Source organism: Halodesulfovibrio oceani subsp. galateae, assembly GCF_055397225.1.
In genome coordinates this window covers 493,624-516,423 of sequence record NZ_AP042453.1, presented here as the reverse complement: position 1 = coordinate 516,423, position 22,800 = coordinate 493,624, and the positions used below count along the sequence as shown (strand labels likewise).

General features: G+C 45.3%; 22 protein-coding genes. 9 read left to right on the top strand and 13 right to left on the bottom strand.

Annotated elements, in window-relative coordinates; all coding sequences use genetic code 11:
* Positions 1-152: 152 nt before the first annotated feature.
* The 4 genes from ACZ5V1_RS02210 to ACZ5V1_RS02195 form a co-directional block, all read right to left on the bottom strand.
* Entirely contained in the window at positions 153-776 is a 624-nt protein-coding gene (locus tag ACZ5V1_RS02210) for a phage baseplate assembly protein V (protein ID WP_464390405.1), read from the bottom strand.
* A 59-nt stretch (positions 777-835) separates the two neighbouring features.
* On the bottom strand, positions 836-1,417 hold the full coding sequence (locus ACZ5V1_RS02205) for a hypothetical protein (RefSeq protein ID WP_464390404.1): 582 nt from the start codon (positions 1,415-1,417) through the stop codon (positions 836-838).
* Between the two features lie 178 nt (positions 1,418-1,595).
* Positions 1,596-2,018 carry a hypothetical protein gene (locus ACZ5V1_RS02200; RefSeq protein ID WP_464390403.1) on the bottom strand — a complete coding sequence of 141 codons (423 nt, stop codon included), beginning with the start codon at positions 2,016-2,018 and terminating at the stop codon, positions 1,596-1,598.
* A gap of 238 nt (positions 2,019-2,256) precedes the next feature.
* On the bottom strand, positions 2,257-2,466 hold the full coding sequence (locus ACZ5V1_RS02195) for a hypothetical protein (RefSeq protein WP_464390402.1): 210 nt from the start codon (positions 2,464-2,466) through the stop codon (positions 2,257-2,259).
* A 703-nt stretch (positions 2,467-3,169) separates the two neighbouring features.
* Here ACZ5V1_RS02195 and ACZ5V1_RS02190 point away from each other — a divergent pair.
* The 9 genes from ACZ5V1_RS02190 (at position 3,170) to ACZ5V1_RS02150 (ending at position 11,765) form a co-directional block, all read left to right on the top strand.
* Complete coding sequence (locus ACZ5V1_RS02190; protein WP_464390401.1) at positions 3,170-4,450, top strand: diguanylate cyclase; 1,281 nt, start codon at positions 3,170-3,172, stop codon at positions 4,448-4,450.
* A gap of 288 nt (positions 4,451-4,738) precedes the next feature.
* The gene (locus ACZ5V1_RS02185) at positions 4,739-5,413 is read left to right on the top strand and encodes a FadR/GntR family transcriptional regulator (RefSeq protein ID WP_464390400.1); all 675 of its coding nucleotides are present in this window, start codon (positions 4,739-4,741) and stop codon (positions 5,411-5,413) included.
* Positions 5,414-5,431: 18 nt separating this feature from the next.
* Positions 5,432-5,629, top strand: a complete 198-nt coding sequence (locus tag ACZ5V1_RS02180; protein ID WP_464390399.1) for a hypothetical protein — start codon at positions 5,432-5,434, stop codon at positions 5,627-5,629.
* An 84-nt stretch (positions 5,630-5,713) separates the two neighbouring features.
* Positions 5,714-7,117, top strand: a complete 1,404-nt coding sequence (locus ACZ5V1_RS02175; protein WP_464390398.1) for a hypothetical protein — start codon at positions 5,714-5,716, stop codon at positions 7,115-7,117.
* A 24-nt stretch (positions 7,118-7,141) separates the two neighbouring features.
* Positions 7,142-8,311 (top strand): MBL fold metallo-hydrolase, encoded by a 1,170-nt coding sequence (locus ACZ5V1_RS02170; protein ID WP_464390397.1) that lies wholly within the window; start codon positions 7,142-7,144, stop codon positions 8,309-8,311.
* A gap of 73 nt (positions 8,312-8,384) precedes the next feature.
* On the top strand, positions 8,385-10,211 hold the full coding sequence (locus ACZ5V1_RS02165; protein WP_464390396.1) for a CobW family GTP-binding protein: 1,827 nt from the start codon (positions 8,385-8,387) through the stop codon (positions 10,209-10,211).
* Positions 10,208-10,795, top strand: coding sequence for a MotA/TolQ/ExbB proton channel family protein (locus ACZ5V1_RS02160; protein ID WP_464390395.1), 588 nt, complete (start codon positions 10,208-10,210; stop codon positions 10,793-10,795). The genes ACZ5V1_RS02165 and ACZ5V1_RS02160 overlap by 4 nt, the downstream gene beginning before the upstream one ends.
* An 8-nt stretch (positions 10,796-10,803) precedes the next feature.
* The gene (locus ACZ5V1_RS02155) at positions 10,804-11,241 is read left to right on the top strand and encodes an ExbD/TolR family protein (RefSeq protein WP_464390394.1); all 438 of its coding nucleotides are present in this window, start codon (positions 10,804-10,806) and stop codon (positions 11,239-11,241) included.
* Positions 11,238-11,765: a TonB family protein gene (locus ACZ5V1_RS02150; protein ID WP_464390393.1), complete on the top strand. Its 528-nt coding sequence runs from the start codon at positions 11,238-11,240 to the stop codon at positions 11,763-11,765. The genes ACZ5V1_RS02155 and ACZ5V1_RS02150 overlap by 4 nt, the downstream gene beginning before the upstream one ends.
* 135 nt (positions 11,766-11,900) lie before the next feature.
* Here ACZ5V1_RS02150 and ACZ5V1_RS02145 read toward each other — a convergent pair whose 3' ends face one another.
* The 9 genes from ACZ5V1_RS02145 to ACZ5V1_RS02105 all read right to left on the bottom strand — a co-directional run bounded on the left by ACZ5V1_RS02145 (position 11,901) and on the right by ACZ5V1_RS02105 (position 22,763).
* A complete protein-coding gene (locus tag ACZ5V1_RS02145) occupies positions 11,901-14,498 on the bottom strand; it encodes a PEP/pyruvate-binding domain-containing protein (protein WP_464390392.1) in 2,598 nt (865 codons plus the stop codon).
* Positions 14,499-14,501: 3 nt separating this feature from the next.
* Entirely contained in the window at positions 14,502-15,215 is a 714-nt protein-coding gene (locus ACZ5V1_RS02140) for a hypothetical protein (RefSeq protein WP_464390391.1), read from the bottom strand.
* Positions 15,215-16,465, bottom strand: coding sequence for a sulfite exporter TauE/SafE family protein (locus tag ACZ5V1_RS02135; RefSeq protein WP_464390390.1), 1,251 nt, complete (start codon positions 16,463-16,465; stop codon positions 15,215-15,217). Before ACZ5V1_RS02135 ends, ACZ5V1_RS02140 begins: the two co-directional genes overlap by 1 nt.
* A gap of 42 nt (positions 16,466-16,507) precedes the next feature.
* Positions 16,508-16,891: a response regulator gene (locus ACZ5V1_RS02130; protein WP_464390389.1), complete on the bottom strand. Its 384-nt coding sequence runs from the start codon at positions 16,889-16,891 to the stop codon at positions 16,508-16,510.
* Between the two features lie 27 nt (positions 16,892-16,918).
* Positions 16,919-18,283, bottom strand: a complete 1,365-nt coding sequence (locus ACZ5V1_RS02125) for a sensor histidine kinase (protein WP_464390388.1) — start codon at positions 18,281-18,283, stop codon at positions 16,919-16,921.
* 708 nt (positions 18,284-18,991) lie between these two features.
* The gene (locus ACZ5V1_RS02120) at positions 18,992-20,389 is read right to left on the bottom strand and encodes a sigma-54-dependent transcriptional regulator (protein WP_464390387.1); all 1,398 of its coding nucleotides are present in this window, start codon (positions 20,387-20,389) and stop codon (positions 18,992-18,994) included.
* Positions 20,371-21,855, bottom strand: coding sequence for a sensor histidine kinase (locus ACZ5V1_RS02115; protein WP_464390386.1), 1,485 nt, complete (start codon positions 21,853-21,855; stop codon positions 20,371-20,373). Before ACZ5V1_RS02115 ends, ACZ5V1_RS02120 begins: the two co-directional genes overlap by 19 nt.
* Before the next feature lie 129 nt (positions 21,856-21,984).
* Positions 21,985-22,365 carry a response regulator gene (locus tag ACZ5V1_RS02110; RefSeq protein WP_464390385.1) on the bottom strand — a complete coding sequence of 127 codons (381 nt, stop codon included), beginning with the start codon at positions 22,363-22,365 and terminating at the stop codon, positions 21,985-21,987.
* Between the two features lie 17 nt (positions 22,366-22,382).
* On the bottom strand, positions 22,383-22,763 hold the full coding sequence (locus ACZ5V1_RS02105) for a hypothetical protein (protein ID WP_464390384.1): 381 nt from the start codon (positions 22,761-22,763) through the stop codon (positions 22,383-22,385).
* Positions 22,764-22,800 lie beyond the last annotated feature (37 nt).

The following is a 22,800-nucleotide window of genomic DNA, read 5'->3' as shown; positions in this document are numbered from 1 at the left end:
TATTTATAGCATACCATATTTTAGCAACATTAAATCATAAAATGAACAACGCACAAAAGTGACACCACTCACACAACAACAGACATTTTTTTTGAATTAAGAAACCGCCCGCACACTCCAGCCAATAAACCAGCTAGGCCAACCATCCGTCATTACGAACTAGGCGACCATGTCTTACCTTCCCTGCAACCATGCGTATGCCCATTCAATGAAACATTCGCTACCACATCGCTATCCGTAGTGATCTTACCAGTCGTATGTAGAGAACCATTAAAAGACGCACTCCCTCCATTGCTGCCACCACCTTGAGAAAGCGATCCGTTAATTACTGTTTGACCATTTAAGACAATATTCGTTGCGGTAATGCTTGCAGACGTCCCAGCGGTTACATCAATCGAATCAACTGCTGTAGCGTATATATTCTTCCCTGCTGCCGCTTGAATATCTCCTGTCGCATCAACTGACACATCACCTTTAATGTTCGCAGTAAGTTTATGCGTTGACCTGTTGTACATAATTTCAGAACCGTCTTTGTAGACGGTTTTCTGTATTTCAGGACTTTCCTCCGGCGCAGCGAACTTGGACTGATTCAACACGCCTATAATTACACCCAACGCTTGCCCGGAAGGCGTAATAACAAACACCTGTTCGTCCACCTCCAAAGAATCATACGTGAGGTTTCCCGCAGCTCTTCTTGTGAGCCACGGTAAGTAATCTGTTACGACTGCTCCAAACGCCACTCGCGCTAAGTTCTTTTTATAGTCAACGGAATGCACAGTCCCTATCCGCACCATATTATTAAACTGCCGAGTTAATTCAGCCAGTTCAAAACTCATCAGACACCTCTCTTATATACCAGCGTGTATTTATCAATATGCTTAAGCCCTATCTCGGGAGCCATGGAAACATATACTTCATCAGGCGGTATAAAATCATCGATAGAACTTGATGACTCGAGACATATTGAGACCTGAAATTCAAGCAACCACGGCGACAGATGAGACAATGAAGGTAATGACGAGTCCTGTGCAGCTTGTAAGAAACGCGTTCCTCTCATGGGCAACCCGAAATTATTTCCATCGATCAAGAGAGCCACCGCGGCAACAAGCTCGCGAACCTTTCTCTCTTTGTCTGCTCCGTCGAAAGCTCCAAGAATTCGCCCTTCAAAGTGCAAATCGACCGCCAACAGACCATCGCCCGTTTCAGTATCACGAACAAATGAAGGCATGGATAAAACAAAGGCTGGTAGCGGACACGGCGTAGCGCCCGCACCTCCTTCAGTATCTATAGTCAAAGAAGTGTAATCCTCGACAGTCTGGAACAACGGAAAAGCGGTACGCACTGCCTCTAGTATGCCTTTGTGCACTTCTTCAACGGTCACCCCGCTATTATTGTTTTGCTGTAAATCTTTTTCCATTTCTGCTCCGTATCAAGACAGTGAAAAATTTATGGATACTAAAAATACGCTTTCACGCACTATCAGCTCTTGCTCCATTTCCCGATGGTGCAGCTGTACATAGCTCTGCGCAACGTTTCCAATGCAGTTTGTGACCACCTTTTCTTCAAGTTACTTTTTCACTCACAAGTTCAGAGTGTTATGCTATTCCAGTGTTACTTTTGCACGTTACACTATTACTACTATGAGCATGCATCCATCGACTGTAGACCATTTTTACTGCTGACACATTCATTCCCAAGGCGTCGGCTATAGCCTGATACCGGACTCCTTGCTGCCGCATCTGGATTATCCTCTTATTACGCTCCAATTTGATAACACTTGAGCACTTGGGAATAGTCAAAGGTTCACCTGCATATTCCTGAGAAAGCTCCCGAGCAGCCTCTTCCCCGATAGTCTGAACCAGCCAGTGAGAAGACTTCATACGGCTAGGACTTGGAACATAAAGACTCCGACATTTAGTTTTTTGCTTACCTCGCACCAGCTCCATTGTCTTCTCAACCCCGATAACCTCCGCAATGTCCTGTGCCGTAAATGGCAACTGCTCCCGTTGCATCTCCATACCTACCCTCATTACTTTTCGAATTTGAAACCTCAACGAGGCCACAACCAGACAGCAAAGCCAGACCAAAAGTGTACCGTTAAAACAGATAGCAAACAGGATCGGCGTCATATGCGTTATGAAAACGCTCATTTCTTCCAGACGAATTGTCTCCTTCCGCCTTTGCAGAAAAGTTAAAGCAAGTCATAGCAAGCGATAAACCACGTTCCGACTCACACTCCAAACCTCTTTGGCAGTGCTATGCATGGCCAACAATTCTCGATGAATATGTTCCTTTTCTAGCACGTCTAGGCGAGGTACGAAGCTGTGCTGCACGTCGGTGAAATTCATCAACACCCGGAACGTAGTAACCGGCAGCAGAAAGCCGCATTGCTGATTCATACGCTTTAATACCAAGCTTAAGTCCAGCAGAAATCAACTTGATCGTTTCCTGTGTCTGTTCATTCATATTATCCATCTCCTTGCTTAAGGTTTCAAAGCAACATCGAACACATTCTATTCGATGCTCTTTTCAAAATTTATTTTGATAATTTATTCTGTTATTTTATCAAAACTATGTATCAAAATACATAAACATGAATTGCTTCGTACATTTTGTACATAAAAAATAATTCATGAAGCATAAAAAACGTTTTCATAATCATTATTCAATATTATTTATTTTGCTCAATGACTAAATTTTACGTTTCACAATCAAAATTTGTAGACTTTTCATTTTTTCAAAATAAAAAACATGCAGAATATTTTCATACATTGCTAACTATAGAATTAAAAAACAAAAAAGGCACATACTGTTTAAGTACATGCCTTTTATCATTGGTAACTATTTCAAGCTACGTGCATACATTTATGTATGTAAAACCTACCGTATAGCTTGCTTCTTACACTACTAAATGTTGCTAGAATAATTACTCGTAGTGTAATGACAAAACCCTACTCACAACAGTAACAAATAATCTTCTATATATTAATGCTACAGTAGCTTCACTTTGCTTCTGCTATAAACTTACGTGGCATAAGCTAGGCCATTATTCTGAATCAAGCGAAATGTGACCCTCATCCATTCTGAAGAACTGTTTGCCAAATGGGATATGTCGGGGGTATTGGTGCTAGTTATCTTGCGTTAACAATACAGCTTATCAAGGAATACAATGCTGAAGCATTCCGACAGCAATCTGTCTGCTGCAGAAAATGCAGAAACATATCTTGCTGATTATCTTGAACACATCCCTGCCATTGTCTGGCGAATCGATATTGTAAGGAATGAAATATCCTTTCTTAACTCGTACACTATTCCCGCGCGCGAGGAAAAAGTTCGAGCGATTCTACAGGACACCCACCTAGCTAAAACAATGATTCTGCCTGAAGACAGGGAACAGTTTACTAAATGTTACAAGCAGATTCGCAACCGTATCAAAACTGCGTGTGTCTTTAGGTTACGCCTTGAGAAAGGTGTCACCAGATGGTTCAAACTTGCCGCCATGCCGGATCCTAACCATCACACCAGTTCCATCGGCATGCTCATGGACATATCTCCACAGGTAAAAACGGTACTTGCCACCGATGGTATGCCCACGCTTTCTACCAAGATTGACCTCATCAAAGATCCCGTGCTGCTTGTCCATTTTTCAGACCGTAAAATCCGTGCTGCTAACAAAGCGGCCAAGCAATTTCTACGATATGATGATGACAAGTTACTTTCTTTGACCTTTCAGGAACTGCTGCAACACAACACCAGCACAAGCCTACACCAGATGTACGAAGGGCTTATTTTCTCAGACAGCTGGAGTGGCAAGCTTAACGTGTCCGACAGCCAAGGTAGAAGCCACCAATGTTCCACACACGTTCAGGCAATTGCCCACGCCGAGGAAAACTTGCTGTGGGTCACAATGACACACAACAATGACTGCCTAACATGCAAAGGCACCCCAGTTCACGGTAATGAAGCAGTGCCACTAGAGGCCGTTACAAACTCTATGCGAAAATGTGGCACCATAAAAGAGCTGTTAGAAGCCATGCTCAAAGCACTTCCCACAGACTCCCCCACGGATGCCATTATGCTGTCCCGTATTTTCATCGACAAGAATACAGTGGTCGTTATAGGAGCTGGAGAACCCTTTGAAACCGTGTCGGAAAACCACATCCATCCATACGAAGGTTCCATCGCCGAAAACATTGTCCGTTTCGACCTACAGAGCCATGTGGTCATGGAAACATCCAAGAGCATTAAGCCGATAGACTGGGCACTCTTCATTCCGCGCGGCATTCGTTCCTACTATGCCCAACCTTTTTATGAAAAAGATGTTCTAACAAGTGTTCTTATCTTTTGCTCCACAAAAGGGCAGAGCTACGATCCGGACGCGAACGCCCCGCTACTTGCGCTTCACGAAGAATTTTTGAAAAACCTTAAGCGCTGTTTGCACGACAGGTGACAATACTGGCCCAACCACTTTGCGAAAAATTATCAGGCGTGGCAGAAAAAACTCTGCTGCGCCATTTTTTTTGCCCCATTCCCCCTTCTTTCTGACAACAGGTCATACTGTTCTATTTCAGACAGTTATAATGCCATCATGACCAATACAAGCTATGAGACACAGAAATTGGCTCAACCAGTTCGTCTGCAAATATCCTACAATCCCTTGCCCTTCGAGTTCTGCCTCAATAAAAGAACATTCAGGCAGTAGTTAGCGCTTACAAACACAAAACTGGTTGGACTAGATATGGCTTCAACGCAACGACCACTTCTTTGCCAAAAGATTACAGCAATGCTTCAGGGTAGCTCTTTCTCCATTGGAGATCGGTTGCCTGGAGAACGCCGTCTTGCCGAAATGTTCAACACAAGCCGAAACACCATTAGAGAAGTGCTCTGTAATCTCGAAACGATGGGATACCTCGAGATACGCGAAAAAAGTGGCTGCTACCTGAAAAGCAAGGAAGGTCGCATCAGCTGGGAAATGCTTCGCAGGCGTAAAAGTCTCGTCGCGAACCGCCAAATCGTCGAGACTCTCATGTTTATGGCACCAAAGCTTGCACGAGCCGAAGCCTCCCGCCTCTCAGTCAATGACATTGGAAAGCTGGAAACAGCCACGTCAAAACTCGGTGAGGCTATCGTTAATTTCGACCTGCCAACGGTCAGTCGCGAATACATCGGGTTTTTTCTGGCGTTGGCAGAGGTCTCAGACAACGACTACCTCATATTGCTCATGAAAGAGCTCGCCAAGGCCTCCCAAAATATTGAGCACGGTGGAACCAGCCTTTCAGAAGTACAGATTCACTCCCTGTTTGCCTATCATGTGGAACTGTTCAACGCCCTGAAGAATGGCCAGCCCGATCAAGCGGAAACGCTTGCCGAACGTTGCATGCAAACGTTCTATCAGCTGATTCTTCCTGAATAATAAGAAAAGAAAACAGTTATGAAACGAAGAGAATTTTTTAGCCGCCTCATTCCCGGAAAAAGCCAGAAAAAGAATGTGCCAGAAACCGTTCACCAGAAGGAGTTGCTTCCCAAAGCTCCGATGTCTGAAAACGAACGTTTTTTGCGCGCCATGGAACTGGGAATTGACCCGGCTACAATAACACCCGGGCAACTAGAAGAACTGGTTTCTGAATAGAAACCATCAACCTAACTCTAGAATAGCGTAGTTGGGACACGAGGACTGATCACCTTCGCGACGAACTCGTAAAGGATTAGTAACATGGACAATAGTAGTTTCAGCTACCTTGAAAGTCGAAAACTAGTCAAACGCTGGAATGGCCCAATTCCAGCTTTGGTTAATACGATTATCATTTTTGCATTCTTTTATGTAACCTGGTGGATTTTCCAAGATCCACGAGGCATTATGCGTATGTATACCCCGTATGTGGGATACATGGTCTGCCGTTGGCTCCTGATTCTGTTCATCTGGGTGGCCTATATTTTTGACTTCTGGCCGTTTAAACGATCATGGCTCCAAAAGACGCATCCTTTGATTAAAGGTTCAGTGCTTACACTCGTCAGCGTCGCAGCCATGATCATTCTTATGAAAGGCTTTTTTGTAGAAATCCTTGGTAACTTCGGTATCCCTTACTTCAACCCTGCACGGCTTGAAGCCATGGGCATCACCGATTTTTATTCTATCGAATATGCAGCTGAAGCCATTATGATGTTTGCGGCAATTGCTTCTTGGCTTTCTCCAAGCTGGGTTGTTGCGTGTGAAAATGCACCGTGGCAAGACTTAAAACAGCCTGCTCGAGGCATCACAATTGTCCTCGTAACGTTCTTCTTCAGCATGATTGTCTTCTTTTTAACCATGCATTCCCACATGGCGATTCTCTTTTACCCTTGGCAAAAATTTACTGCCATTTGCCCGCCTTATTGGGAAGATTTTGCCAATACGGTTTCCGGCAACTTCCATATCGCATGGATTATGTGTTGTACCGTAATCGTTTGGGTTTATGAAACTATTTGGGAACGTTACCCTTTCAACCTTATTAAGAACAACGCGCTGCGCCGCACAACTTCCTTCTTTGGAATTATCGCCATCGCCGTCGCACTGTGCTTTTTCCTGTTCTATGCACAGGATCTCGTTTGGGGCGAAACCATTCGCGGCACCCGCCGTATTATGGCTCCGGACTGGCGCTGGTTGCACGTTGGCGAAATGGCTATCTTCTGGCTTGTTCCAACGTTGTTCCTCACATTCTATTGCAACAACTGGCCGACCAAATTCAGCCGTCCAGTCAATGTGTGCATCCGTACCCTGCTGACAGCTGCTTTAGCTGTGCTTGTCTATGTGGTTTACTACAAAACTTCTCACCTCTTCCTTGGCACTCAAAAAGGTATTTCCCATCCACAGCAGTTCCCAATGATTCCTATGATCTGGCTGATCAACATTTTCTTGATCAACGTCTGGTTCATGGACGGTTGGCCTGGTTGGAAAGCTGTACCTAAAACCAAAGAAGAGCTTGAAGAAGTCAAAGAAGAAGTTGTTGCACATGACGTGAAGTGGTCCCCAGGTATTGCCAAAGGTCTTATCTTTGGTCTGGCTATCGGTCTGGCGCTTTATTTCGCTGTGATCAGCATTCTGCCGTGGATTGGCACCAACTTCACCATCATTAAGTAAGCGCAGGGAATAAGGAGCGATAGAATGAGCAACGACAAAAAGAACCTCAGCAGACGCGACTTCGTCAAAGGCGCCGCAACCGGCCTTGTGGCAGGCGCTTTTGCTGGTATGGGTATGTATTCCTATAGCCCGATGGCGTATGACCGCCTTGAGAAACCACAGCGTAAACAGCACGACTTCGGCGCATGCCGCAATGTCCGCGTGACCAACATTTCTGAAACAAGTTGGTTTAACAACGCACACCTCATCGGCGATATTCATGAAGCTGGCGGCCTGCTTGTTAACCAGTACACCTTGAACTGGCCACCGTTCGCCAACGGCAAAGGCTCTGCGCAAGGTAATTACGAAGAAGGCATCGGCTCTATCAAAGAACTGCTTCCAAACGACTTAAAGAAAGCTTGGGAAATCCAGAAAGAGCTTGCTTTGCATCCTGATAACGCTGGGGGCTACTCCTGTCTTATCGAAGTAGAAGCTCTGGACGGCACCATTCACAAATACCTGCTCGACACCGGCTGGTCCTACGAATGGATGGAAGATAGCTTTAAACGCGAAGGCATCGACAAAATGCTGCGCGATCAGGAAATTGAAGCCCTGATCATTTCGCATGAACACTGGGATCATTTCTGGGGTCTGCCTGCAACCGTGAAATATGACAACCGCATCCCGTTGTATGTTCACGATGGCTTTTATGAAGAAGGTCTCCAGTACATTGAAGATTGTGGCTACAAGGGTGACCTGACCATTGTAGACCAACCAATCACTGAAATTGTACCGGGCATGGCAGTACTTAAGTTCGACGTACCTATCATCAACCGCGTATTCGGTGAAACGTCTCTCGCTTTCAACATTAAGGATCGCGGCCTAGTACTAATCTCCGGTTGTTGTCATCAGGGCATCCTCAAGTTTGCAGACTTTGCCTACACCAACTTGAAATATGATAATGACAAGTTCTACGGCATCTATGGTGGTCTGCATATCTCACCTTTCGAAGACTGGGACCCGAAATATGACGACCTTGTAATCTCTCTTGGCCAATGGGGCTTTGAACGCATCGGTTGCAACCATTGCACCGGTCACCTTACCGCTAAGAAGTTTATCGAGGCTGGTTATCCTGTTGTACGAGGTACTGCTCGTTTCCGTTCTGCCTCAAAGGACTACCTTGGCAACGGCGATAAGATTACCTTCGGCTGCTAAACAACTTCCCATACCTATAACGGTCTGCCCCGCTTTTTACAGCGGGGCAGACCACCTATAAACGAGAACGACCATGAACCTTTCCGCCATTCTTCCTCCGCAGCGAAACAAAAACGGGCAGCTCAATCTGCCGGAAGTGCTGGTTAATTGCATTTTAGCAGCCTGTCAGCATGATGAATTTAAACGGTTAGTCGGTTGGAAAGGTCTAGCTGTGTGTCCTATGGGTATGCAGGCATGGACCATGAAATTCCGTACCCGATCTGGGGTGTATGGCCTTTTAGCAGAACAGAATTCTGAAAGTGATTCCGATCAGCAAGCCGCTCTCGGATTGTATTATTTTCCTTCCCCTGACGAGCAGTTGCTTGAGTCTATGTCTCTTGCCGCCAACCATGCGGTAGTACAAGACGACTATACGCAAATGCTTCGACAGTTCTCGTCCCGCATCCAGTGGGCAGCTCCTTTTCGTATCGCCTCGTTAACCTTTACGTTAGGGGCAGAAGAAGATGCGCTAAGCTTGCAGATGTGTGCCGATGACTGCAAGCTGTGTATTGCACAAGACGGTATTGCAACCAATGATGGTCAGTGGATTATTGCACCGGGTGAAGCTGAAGAAGAAATCCCAGCTCATGCTATAGCAACAGACTTTTTGCTCGTACTTGCCGCAGCCGTTTCTAACAGCCTCGGAACGCCTCCCTGCCAATTTGCTAGAAACGAAGTTGCGAGCAAAGGTCTTGGCTATGACACACAGGGCAACACATTTTCTACTTCCCGAGAAATCCTCACCCTCACAGACGTCCTCGGATGGGGGAAAAAAGAAACCGTTGAAAGGCTCGCATCCCCAGTTCTTTCAACGTCTACTGTTTCAGGAAACGCATCCAACAGGAAGACCCTCCCCGAACCTGTCCGTTCAGCGCTTTTTTGGGAGACTCACGACCTTGCCGCCATTGCTGACAAGGGTGAGCATGAGTATGCATTTGACACTCGCCCAAGCCTCATAGTGCTTAGCGGATTCCTCGGTGCTGGGAAAACCACGTTCCTGAATCAGATTCTTGAATACCATGCGGCTCGTGATGAACTGGTTGCGATTATCCAGAACGAAATAGGTAAGACCGGTGTTGACGGTAAGTTGCTTGAAGGAGATGACTCCATCATCGAACTGGATGAAGGATGTGTCTGCTGCACTCTGGCAGGCAATCTTTCTAAAGGGATTGAGCAGCTTAAAAGCCAATTCAGTCCAAAGGTTATCGTGCTGGAAACGACTGGATTGGCAAATCCGTTTAATATTCTGGGCGAACTGGGCACACTACGTCCACATGTTCGGTTAGACTCCATCACTACACTGGTGGACGCTGAAAATGCTCCGGCGTTGCTTTCGGAAAGTGACATCGCTCGTAATCAGATTAAGGCAGCAGACACCATCATCATCAACAAATGTGATCTTATCTCTGAACATGAGCAGCAGGCGCTTACTGAACGCCTCTGCACATTGAACAATCGTGCCCTTATGGTGAAAACTAAGCACGGCGCTATCAATCCCGGAACACTTTACGACTTCGATCCGCTTACACAGCTTGCGGCAGGACTTCTGCCTAGTCCTTTAACATCTCCACAGCACACACACGCCATGGAAGGTTTTACTTCCCGCCGTTTCATTTTTAGTAAAACTTTACTACGAGATGAACTACTGAACACTTTGCAATTATTGCCGAAAGAGATATTCCGACTTAAAGGGATTGTAAAAATAGCCGAAGATGACCAGCCCAATGTGGTGCAATATGTTTCCGGCCGTTATGAAATCTCGCATCTTGGCAGTGAATTTGTTGATGAGAGTTTTCTCGTAGCCATTGGACGAGATATGGATCTTTCAATACTAGAAAAGTTGGAACGGGGGCATGCATGAACATTCTTCAACAAGGCGGCTTAATGATGTGGCCGCTTCTTATCCTCTCTATTGCATCCTTTGCAGTCGTGGCCGAGCGTTTCGTGATATTTACAACACGCCGCTTTCCTGCAACGGATAACCTTAGAGACCTCTTTACGCTCGCCCGAAACGGTGACAAGGATGCGGCTCTTGAGCAAGTAGAAAACGACGCACCAACCTATCTACCTTTGTTCAAAATTCTTTTCAGTGACAGCCCTGAAAAAGAAAAAGGACAAGAGTTACAGATTGCAGGTGAGAACCTTCTATTCTCTCTAAGCAGACGTCTGGATTTTCTCTCAACAGTGGTTGCAACCGCACCGCTTATTGGATTGCTGGGAACTGTATTCGGTATGATTGAAGCGTTCTCACGACTTTCGGCATCCAACAACGTGGATATTACTATGCTTGCCGGTGGCATCTGGCAGGCACTGCTAACCACCGCAGCCGGGCTTTGCATAACCATTCCAACCCTGCTCGCTCATGGTTGGTTTTGCAGACAACATGAAAAGACTGCTTATGCTATGCAGCGCGCAAGCAATGCCTTTCTCGAACAAGAGCTGTAGAGAACACTATGATCTCGTTCAAACAGCATTCGCCGCGTCCGGCTAGTCCCAATTTGACATCACTTTTGGATGTAGTGTTCATTCTTCTGATCTTTTTTGTGATCTCAGCTGTCGTTACGGTGAAAGGCATTTCCATGGAACTACCGCCCGCAGAATCTTCCAAGCCAGTTTCCGACAAGTCCATGGAAATTGAATTACATGCGAACGGTGATCTCTTTTGCGACACAAAACCCGTCACACTTCACGACCTTTCACATCGGCTTCGCATTATTGCTGAAAAACCTTTTGCCATGCAGCCCGAGCATTTCTTGCTCAAATCTGCCCCGCAGGCACGGGTACAGCAATTTATCTCCATCGTAGATGTTTTACGGAAACATGGTTTTAGCAACCTTGTAATTGTTACAAACAACAAAAAAGCACAACAAGAGACTAAGGGGAATTTATGACCCCGCGCCAACTGTTATGCTTGTGTGTTGTAGGCTCATTTTTTTTCCACATCTGGTTAGTGCAACAAACGTGGACGGCTGAACCAGTTGTGAGTGAAGGATACATTGTTGTACCTATGAATTTTGAAGTGGCTGCGAGTAAGCCAAGTAACGCCCTTGCCTTAGAGCAAGGGGTTGAAGAACCTTCTGATGCAGAAGATTGCGAAGAAGCAGCGCAACGGCTAATGCGGCTTGCTGTAAAACGCTACTTAAAAGAAGTTCATGCGTCGATTGAACGCCGAAAGTTTCTTCCCGGTAACGGTGACCTCTCCAAATTGATAGGTAATGTTCTTTACTCCTTCCATATCCAACCGGATGATAGCTTCACAGACATCCGGCTCGTGCGTTCTTCCGGTGATTCATCCCTTGATGCGGCTGCACGTCGAGCCATTGTCGCGGCTAGCGGAGTAACAAAACGTCCAAAAATGATTCGCGGTCAACAATTCACCGTCAGCATCACGGTAAAATATCAATACAGCATGTAGTAACGCATGCTGGCTCAAAATGTTGGTGCAACCTGCTGGTGTAAACAGACTTCAAGCTTCAACACAGCCACTATGAACTACAAAGCTATTCACAAAAAACAGCACTCTTACCCTAGCGCCTTCCACATTCCCAAACTAATGTGTTCGCAATTGGGCAAGCTCTCCACGCAATTTTTCTAAAACATTTGCGAAGGCTTGCTCTGAATGCAGAATCATATCCAATTGGCGGGTGTGCATAAGCAAGTGTCCCACTACATAGAGCCTCTGTTTTATATCTTCTTCTGACATGTTTTCGCACCGAGCTGTAAGTCTGTCCTTTACAACAGTCACTCTAAAGTCGTGCTCATCCAAAATGATTGCAATGAGGCGAACCCTTGCATTCTTTTTTTGCAGATCAGCTGCGCCACCGGAAAACTTCATCGATATAAAGTTTTCTGCGGCTACATTCCCACCAAGAGTTTCCACTGTGCAGAAGTGATACCCGAACCGAAACTGCAGGCAGCAGAACTTACTGCTTATAAGAAAGTAATTACGCATGGTATAGATAGAACGTGCATCTGGAACAAGAGACGGGTCACACGTAGACTCTGCAAGAATAGTTAAAAAGCTTTTCGCACTTACAGGGGGCGGCCCTGCCCATTTTACAGCCGTCATCCCTTTCCAGATGGCATGCATGGGAACAGAAGAGATATTATCGAATGTTACAAATTTCCCCGTCGGGTACGTTATGAAACCATCATCTAAATCCACAACCCAGTATTGCATAGGACAGTTTTCATAAAGCTGTTTTGTCTTACCAGATGGAATATGCATATCGCGTCCGACTCGAAACATTTCATCGACTGCGTATTCATGGCAAAATCGTGTGATGTCATGAAGCGTTGTACAATTTTCTGCGGTAAATTCAGGACTTGTTGGGTCGGTTAAGTGTAGCGGAACAATTTTCTCAACCGCTGATGCAAGCATTTCATAGACAGGGGTGCCTTTCATGGAACGACTTTTTTGACTCCATAGCTCTAACAATGCATCCACTTTCCCTGCATACACCTTTCTATATTGTGCATCCAACGTGGCATTACCCTTGTACAAGGCTAGATTTTCAACATTCCCGACTCCAAAAATTCCCGGAACTCCATATTCTCTAGCTACGGTTGCAAGATGCCCCGCACGAGAGCCCGTTCCTGAGATAACACCACTGGCCTTTGACAACAGTGGAGCCCACCTTGGTGACGCATACTGAACAACCAAAATGGCACCTTCAGGAAACGTCAGTGCGTCTACTTCCCGTTGAACAAAAATTAACTCTCCATACCCGACACCAGTTGAAACAGTATCCCCGCCGGAAAGAAGCAAAGGTTCAGCAACTTCAATTGAATGCTCTATGCACGACGACTGAAACAAGGGTCTGCTTTGAAGGAACAGTACATCTCTGTCTTTAGTCATTCCCCATTCAATGTCTTGAGGACAACCGTAATGCTTTTCAATCTTCGCAGCGTAACTCTGCAACGATTTAAGCTCACCAAGCGTTAATACTGGAACATATTGCATACTCTGAGGAACAGGCACAAGCTCAACGCCTCCGTCCACGGAAACATACTGCTTCTCTTTATTAGCAATATCCTGCTCAACAATAGCCGCACCTGCGCTCTGATCCTTTCGCATTGTAACGATATCCGCCGCAACTCTGCCATCCACAACACCCTTTGGCAGTCCATAAGCAGCATGGATTGTGGATACGTTCTGTGAACAAGTAATCGGGTCAGTACTGTAAATTACTCCGCCCGCTATCACGTTTTGCATTGGCATAATGGCAACACACACCGCAAGATCACGTGCCGCAAGTCCCTTTGCTTTACGATAAGCAACCGCTTCGGGAGAATATTTAGATGCGACAACCTCCTTCCATGCAGCAAGGATTTCATCATTGGCAACATTCAAACGGGAAAGGTACTGCCCTGCAAATGCGTGATGCCGACCATCTTCACCGACAGCACTACTTCTGACGGCAAAAGAGTGTAAGGAAGAATCACCCATGTCTTTGACTAGACGAAGAATCTCTGTAGAAATTTCTTCCGGCACAGAGGCTTTCATAATATCCTGACGAATTGTTGAACACACTGCATACAGTTCTGTAAGGGAGTGAGACGTTACCTGTCGTAATCTTCGGTCGCACACTTCATGAAGTTCATTATGACGCATGAACACCCAAAAAGCATTAGAGGTTGTTGCGACGCCATCGGGAACCGCGACACCGACGTTGTTCTTCAACTCCCCAAGATTTGCAGCCTTGCCGCCTACAATAGATGCGTCGCTTGCGGTAATCTGTGAAAAAGGCATGACAAGAGGGCTCTCTGTACTGGAGGGAATACTCAACAACTCGTTGTTCAACGTTTTTTGAATCTCCAAAAAACGCTTTTTTATCGGAGCAAATTTTTCAGGCGAATACCCTTCAATGCTCGAAATAAGCTGATACACAGCAGTATTGACGCGTGTGACCTGAGTCCGAACATACGTCACGTCGAACTCATCTCCTTCCGCCAATGTCAGTTCCATCTGAGCCATGACGTCCAGAGCTTTATTGTTCGCACTTATTAAGCGTTTAAAATTGGACGCTGCTTTAGTAAAATCTTGCTGCAAAACCTCTTCCCCTCCGTCATTATCGGAAGAGAAGAGGCGTTGAGTCTTTTCAGCAAGTCCCTTCAAGCAATGTAAAACTTGATGAAGGATCTTCATTCACTACACTTCCTTTTTAGAGCCACCTTTCATAGCGAGTCCAACACCTTCACATAAGTGGAAAAGTGCGTACCCCCACCATAGTGTGTAGATAACATAAAAGATCAAAGCAAAGGAGAGAATTCCATAACTATTCGAGGCTCTTTTTGGTTCAATACCAAAATAGTTATACCCCACTTCCACCCCTTTCAGGATAACAGCATTTACCACAACCGCCTCTGGGAACATTTTCTGACGTTTGAGCGCTTTTTCTGTTTCTTTAAGGGTCTGCCACCATCTATACATTACCACTTTAGGAAGCATCCCATACCGTTTCATAAGCGTTGCTTCATCATTATAGAAGGCAGTATCACTATCTGTAATTGCGGATGAGAGCATGGAACCGAGAGTTCCTGAGTACTCAAGGCTAGTTTCATCTTTCATTACAACATTGCCTGTATTTTGGAGCAACAGTGCTGCCTGCTGAGCAACTTCCTGACTACTATACTGTAATGATACTGCGACCGCGGTATTTTCAACCGCCTGATTGCTCTCTCTCAAAAAGTCTATGTAATGCGTCGAACCCTTTGAGATAGAGTTAAACAAATCATCCGAAGCCTGAAATGCACACCTGCCGTTGCCGTACCAAGGCATAAACATTCCCGCGAATACGCATCCAAAACTTATGGCCATAACCAACCCAAGCATGAAATTTTTATGATCTCGTATTAGCATCACTAATCCCTCCTCAGTGTTGGTATGTTGGTAACAAATTTAGAAATTACCCACAGAGCAAAAATAGTAACCACAATGAAGAATGCGTAGTTGCCCCATGTTGCGATTGTTTGTGCAAACTCCGGAGAAATATCCAGCACTTCCATCTCTTGTAGTTTTGCAGGCAATGCCAACAGCCTGTTAACGAACCCTGCTAAAATTGCTGTTGCATAAAATCCACGGATATAGATGCCTTTTACAACGCGTGTTGTGAGTGCGCCAAGCTGAATACCCAGCAAGGAACCTAAAAGCATGCCCATGGCGAGTGTGTAGAAGATAAAGCCATAAATGGCGTACTGTGTGATGGAAGCAAAACCGGCGGTAAAGATAATCTGTAAGATATCTGTACCAACAGTTGTAAAGCTTGAAACACCCAGAACATATACGAACATAGGGAAGGTAAGGAATCCGCCGCCAACGCCCATGATTGCCGCAGCAAAACCTACAAAAACACCACAGATTGCAACAAACACACCTGAAATCTGCTTACCACCCGGAACCAGATCTTCATCAAAGGTGATCATAGGTGGAAGGTTTACACCTTGCAGTTTAGACGCAAGCCCCTGTCCGTCTGCCGGAGTAGAACCATGAGCATCACCGCCGTCATCCTGATTACGCAGCTTCAAAAAATCGATCAAAGAATAGAAGCCAAGGAACCCTAACAGTACAACATAAATGGCACTAATAAAGGCATCACTAAGCACAGGGTTAATTTCGTATAGTGCCCTGTTCACAAGGCCACCACAGATAACACCACCTAGAGAACCTACTAGAAAGGCTCCAGCAAGCTTAGGTGAGACATTACCGAGTTTTTTATGAATGACAGTTCCCATAATTGCCTTTGCAAAAATATGGAAAAGGTCGGTACCTACTGCCAAGATACCTTTAATGCCAGCACTCATAAGAGCCGGAGTAATAATGAAACCGCCGCCAGCTCCGATACACCCGGTTATAAGCCCTGCGAAGAGTCCGATAACAATTGATACTACAAAAATTCCAGGCGTGTAAAAAGCAGGTGAGTATGCCTTTTTTCCGCCTAAAATTTCCGGCATCACATCGCCGGCCACTGCCAGAGACACAAGAATTGCCGGTAGCGCGAGCGCCAAAAGTATCAACATACGTTTTTTGCTTCGCAATATATTGTGCGAAACTTCTAACTCCCACCTCGCATGCGCTTGCGAAGCGGCCATAAATACAGCATAAAACTTCCTCATAACTTCCTCCTGGATAACTAACCACAAGTTCTGTGCGTAATGCTAAGAACGGTGTGAATTATGTACATTTACGGCATCATGAACTTTGAACATGAGCTCATCGATGTCAGCAGGCTTTAACAAATAGTCATATGCCCCCAATGCCATTCCACTGATCGCAACATCGAGATCTGCATGGCCTGTCAGCATAATTACTTCCACATCAGGCATGAGCTCTTTGATCCGCCGCAGTGTTTCAATGCCGTCAATCCCCGGCATCTTCACATCTAAAACAACAACCTTTACAGGATCTGCTTCCAACTTTTCCAATGCTTCCAAGCCGGAAGATGCAACGCTTACTGAAACATTTCTTCGTGCCAGCCTGCGTGCAATTACGGATAAAAAATCCGGCTCATCATCAACTAATAATATTTTTAATTCTTCCATGTAATCACTTCTCCTTGGTCTAACAGCCTACAATGCAGGTAAAAAATCTACTTCTGCCACTGGCAGAGTCAGCGTGAAACTACTTCCTTTTTCAGGGCTTGATTCCACGGTAAGTTTTCCGTTGTTCCGCCTTGCAAGAGAATGGGAGATTGATAAGCCAAGACCGGTGCCATGCCCCACTGCCTTTGTTGTGAAAAATGGTTCGAAAATTCTATTTTTAAGCTCAAGAGAAAGCCCTATTCCTGTATCTGTCACACGGATAAGAACCGTCTCTTTTGTGCTGAATGTAGATACGGTAACCCTGCGCTCTTCTCTATTGCTCGCGGCAACAGCATCAATGGCGTTGTTAACGATATTCAACAGAATTTGTTGCACATGGCCTGACGATGCATACGCTGGCACAAAGGCATTGATTTGCGATTTAAACTCGATTCCAAGCTCTAAAGCCTTCGGCTGCAATAAGTGCATTACGTCCTGAACAACCACATTCACATCCACTTCAGCTTTATTTTCAGCACCCTTGCGCGACATTCGCAGCAAGCCATGCGTAATATCCGCGCATCGCTTACCCTGCTTGCACATCACATTCAGCGATGCATCCATCTCTGCAAACGTTGCACACAGCGCTTTCCTAGGCTCTTTATTAAGCAATTCGACATGTTCCTGTAGATCCTCAAGCAGTTCCTTTACCCATCCGGCTTCTTGAATAATTATGGCGAGTGGCGTGTTAATTTCATGCGCTATCCCCGCGACAACTCTTGTCTGAGCAGAGAGCCGGTTGGATTCAATCAATTTTTGCTCAAGCTTTTCCCGCAGCACGGTCTCCTGAGCTAATTTCTCGTGAACAAAACTTGAAAAGATAATGGAATTAAAAATAGATGTAACAAGCAGAGAAAAAAACAGAGTCAGACACAGACCAAAGGAAAAGGTTGCACCAGGTAACAGAGACTCTATGGAGACTCCGTAGAAAACACTGCCCGCTTCCGGCATATAGACGTGCATCCACACACTGGAGTTTGGCAGTGGTAATTTTGGAGCATATATTGAGCTTGAATGATCACCATTCTGACTGTGAACAACATCCACCAGTCGTAGTTGCTCAGCGCTATCTTCAATATTTGAAGATGTAATTTCATTGGATTCGTTCTGGATGATCCACTGCCCGTCGGGAAGCAACATAGACAGCTTTTCACGCAACTCTTGCGTAGTATGAACCTCTTTGTTCTCAACCATCGCCTGCGCATACCGAAGTGCAGGTGCTGCGGCATCATCCAGAAAATTTTGGACAACACGACTGCATAAAACAACAGAGAGGATAAAAAGAGGACCGATACCAATCAGGAAGATTCTTGTTGCAAGCCAGCGGAAGGAGTTATGCGAGGAAATATACATATCCTTACCCCTCCCGCGTAGCTATGCATGACAACACAAAACAACTTGCTCCTACAATGTCTTCAGCAAACATCGAAATTCTCGCTAGCAAGTGCTTCTGCTGGTCGTACGGAACAGTAACGTTACCCAACAGGCGTGGCGTCGTTAGAAAAGAGAGGTATGCAATGCAACCAGACACAATGCTAGCCTTCACAACAGAGCTGCAACCCGTAGTAAAAGATAAAAAGTTATCTCTCTGGCTAACTACGGGATGCATAGCTCCACAGGTGCCGTTCCCAATCCCGCCGTATAATGAAAAGAAGATGTCAATCTTTTCATCCCACATGCTAGAATGACGGGCTTGGTCAACAAGCACTGTCGAGAAGTTATATAGAGTTACATTGCATACCATGCTTTCTATTAGGCAAGCTGTGTGCCAAACATCACAACCGAGTACAAGATCGACAACACACCGATTTACAACACTTTTCTTCAGACATAAAAAAAGAGTGCGCCTCAAAGTGGCACACTCTTTCGTCAGAATCTTTTACGATTGATGTAATTTTTTTTTACAGTCCAACCTGTTGAGTACACATGAATATGCATACGGAAGGTTACTCTTTAGACTCCATTCAACGAACAGACTGGCGCAATCTTATACACTCACAGTCCACTTAACCAAACTAGATGCCACATAGCATGCATGCATCTAAATAAGACACCAGCAACCTACCGCCCAGTTTCCTTCAGTCCATACTTTTCAATTCTGCCAAGCAGTGTCGGTCTGGACATGCCCAGCAATTTTGCCGCACGGGTTTTATTCCATGAAGCCAATTCAAGTGCTTCAGAAATGACAATCGCACCAAAGCGATCTGCAAGCGTTTCAAAAGTCTTTTCATGATGCTCGGTAAGTAACGTGCGCGTAACCCATGAGCGAACGTCTTCCTCATCACCAACAGTTTGAGGGGTTGCAGCGGCTCCCTCTACAAGCTTCACAAAATCGTCTTTATCTAATGGAAGGCCACGGCTAAAAATAAGCGCCTTATGCATTTTGTTGCTTAACTCTCGAACATTCCCCGGCCATGAATATTTTTGCATCATAGCCAGAGCTTCATCGGTTAAACCGGGATTATGCATATCTGATGCGCTGGCATGCATGGACAAAAAATGCTCAGCCAACATAGGGATATCCTCTGTTCGCTCGCGGATTGGAGGAAGGGGAATGTTTACTACATTCAAACGATAGTACAAATCTTCCCTGAATTCTCCATTTGCAACGGCCTGTTCCAAGTCTTTATTTGTAGCAGCAAGAACTCGAACATCTACAGATATTGGATGGCTGCCACCCAGTCGCTCTACTTGCCGTTCCTGTAGCAGGCGTAAAATTTTAGCTTGAATTGAAGTCGGCATATCGCCAATTTCGTCTAGAAAAACTGTTCCGCCGTTTGCCAGTTCAATCTTACCCGCTTTACGATGAGACGCACCGGTGAATGCCCCCTTCTCGTACCCGAACAGCTCACTCTCAAGTAGCGTATCTGGAATAGCAACGCAGTTAATAACTTGAAACGGTGCCTTTGAACGCAAGCTGTGCTTATGGATTGCCTGTGCAACAAGCTCCTTACCGGTGCCGGATTCTCCACGAATAAGAATGGTGGCATCCGTTGGTGCAGCTCGTCCAATTTTTTTGCAGACATCCTGCATCGCCCTGCTTTTTCCAAGAAGAATAGGCGTATTCGACGGCATAGGGGCAGTACGGGCATTAGCTGATGCAGCCTGAATTGCTTTTTCGATAAGGGACAAAATTTCCGGGACATCAAAGGGCTTCATGACATAGTCAAACGCACCCATCTTTGTTGATTCGATGGCAGTGTCAGTAGTGCCGTATGCCGTCATAATAAGAACCGGCAGATCAGGATACAATGCACGGAGAGCTTTAAACGTCTCAAGCCCGTTCATACCCGGAAGACGAACATCCAGCACGGCAATGTCCGGCCTTTCTTTTTCGGCCAATTCAACACCAGTTTCACCGCAATGCGCTTCCACAACCTCATACCCTTCAGTATGAAGAATATTCTGAAAGCTTTTACGTAACTGAGCGTCATCATCTACTAAGAGAATTTTTGCCATGTGTTTCCTCTTGTTGCAGGAAGCGCGAGTAAGAATGTTGTGCCCTGATTTTTAGAAGATGTTACATGCAACCAGCCGCCATGCTCTTCCACAATCCGTCTTGCAATGGCAAGCCCGAGCCCTGAACCCTCTTCTTTTGTACTGAAAAATGGTTCGAAAATTTGCTCTATAACATCCTCAGCAATCCCCGGCCCTGTATCTTCGATTCTGATAAAAACTATTGTTCCAAGCGGCTCAACCACATCCGTTTTCTCCGTAATAGTAATCGAGCCTCCCTGGACCATTGCATCACAAGCGTTCAGAATCAAGTTAACAAGTGTCTCCTTTAACAAGCCTCCATCAATAGGTATCGCTGGTAAAAGCCCTGTTCGCTCAACAGAAACATTCACTTCCTGCGATTCAAACCGGTGCTTAAGGAGCCTAAGTGCCGTATCTACAACTTCAGACGGACTTTGAATTTTCGCTTTCAATTTTGGACGGCGGGCAAATTCAAGGAAGTTTTTCATAATGTTATCAATATGCAGAATTTCTTCGCTCACAACATCAAAATCTTCCTGCTGCTGTTCATCCAGCTGTAGCGATCTTTCCAAAGAAAACAGTCGCATCTTTACAGAAGTAAGTGGATTACGAATGGAATGGGCAACACCCGCTGCAAGCTTGCCGACAAGCGCCATTTTTTCTGACTGAAGGAGCGTTTCCTTATTCGCATCAAGCTCTTTCTGGGTGTCATCAATATGTATGATTAACGATTCAACTTTATTACTTAGTGTAAGCACGTCGTTCTTGGTGGATGGAGAAGCACTGTCACCAACCTCACCCGTGGCATGAGCAAGATTTCGAATAGGGTCTAATATTTTTCTGTATAAGAAGACGATAAGGAAAAGTTCGATAATTGCCGATAAAATCAAACCAGCCATAATGACCTTATTGACTATCCCAGCTTCTTCCGAAAACTCCTTACGATTCAATTCAATAGCCTGCACATAAAGCGTTCTGAACTCTTTGCTTAAAAGCAACAATGTGTTGAATTCATCGCGAATTTTCCAATGCAGTTCAGCTCCGGCGTCCGGATTTCCCTGTTTGTAGCTTTCAATAACTTCTTTTCTGCTGGCATCATATTCTGCATACAAAGATTCCAACTCAGAAAGAACCAGAAGACTTTCAGCAGAAAAAGCGGATTCCTTTGCTTTAACAAGCCATCCTTCAAAAAGTTCGCGCTTGGCATTAAGCTCTTTTAACCATGACTCATCATGCGAAAGCAGGTAGTAGGTTGTGTTGCCCTTTTGATCCATCAGTGATGCAGACAAACCATGTGATGCTTCCAGCGCTGCCACATTTTTAGCAGAAAGCTGCACTTGCAGACTTTGCGTCCGGTTGGTGTACCACAATGTTATGCCCGCACCTGCCAGATTTAGAGCAATAACACAGAACAGTAACAACGCTATTCTCGTGCGTAATGAAAACATGCTTACAACCCTTCTACTGTTTTCCATAAAAGATAACGGGCCAACCTTATCATGCAGGTAGACCCATTATACAAGTGCGCCAATGCTATAACCAATATCTACTCTGTGCATTCCACACAGAAGGCATCACTATGGTTCTACACTTATCTGCTCAAACGCTGCCATGATCGTAATGATTAGTGTTTCAAAATCTACCGGCTTTGTCATGTAGGCAAAAGCGCCTAATTGCATTGCCCGCGTTTTTTCTTTTTCACCACCATGGCCTGTTACAATAATTACCTGAACATTGGGATAATTTTCTTTAACCCGTTCAAGCACTTCCAGTCCGTTAATACCCGGCATCATTATGTCGAGCAACATAACATCCGGAACTCCTTCTTGTACAATAGATAACGCTGTTTCACCGTCTAACGCGACTGTTGAGCCAAAATCACGCAGACGTAAACGCTCTGCCAGAGTTTCTACAAAGTCCTGTTCATCATCCACAAGCAATAGCTTTATTTCGCGCATATCTACTCAACTCCACGTTAAATGGTTACAAGACCATAGCGTATCTGATCTGGTCTAAGTCCTACTGTTTCCATAAAGGACACAAATTCGTACTCGCATTCAGCCTGCGGAACCTCTTTGCCCATAAGCTGCAATGCAACATCCGGCTGTCCAGCTTCTGCGAACGTCAGCGGAACAAAATAGTTATCCATCATGTCAAAAACAGTAGATTCTTTTTTGCGATCAACGCAGACAGCCCAGTCACCTTCTGTCATTGCTGCACACACCATCTGCTCTTCAAACCACCCTTCTGCAGGGCTTGGAAGTTTTGCAATATCCCGTGCTGTGGAATGAAAGCCAGCTTCCGCAAACGTAGCTGCCGTAAACGAATTCTCAAGAAACATTAAAACATTCTGCATAACTACCTCCTTAATGCTCTGTCGCTGCTGGTACCGA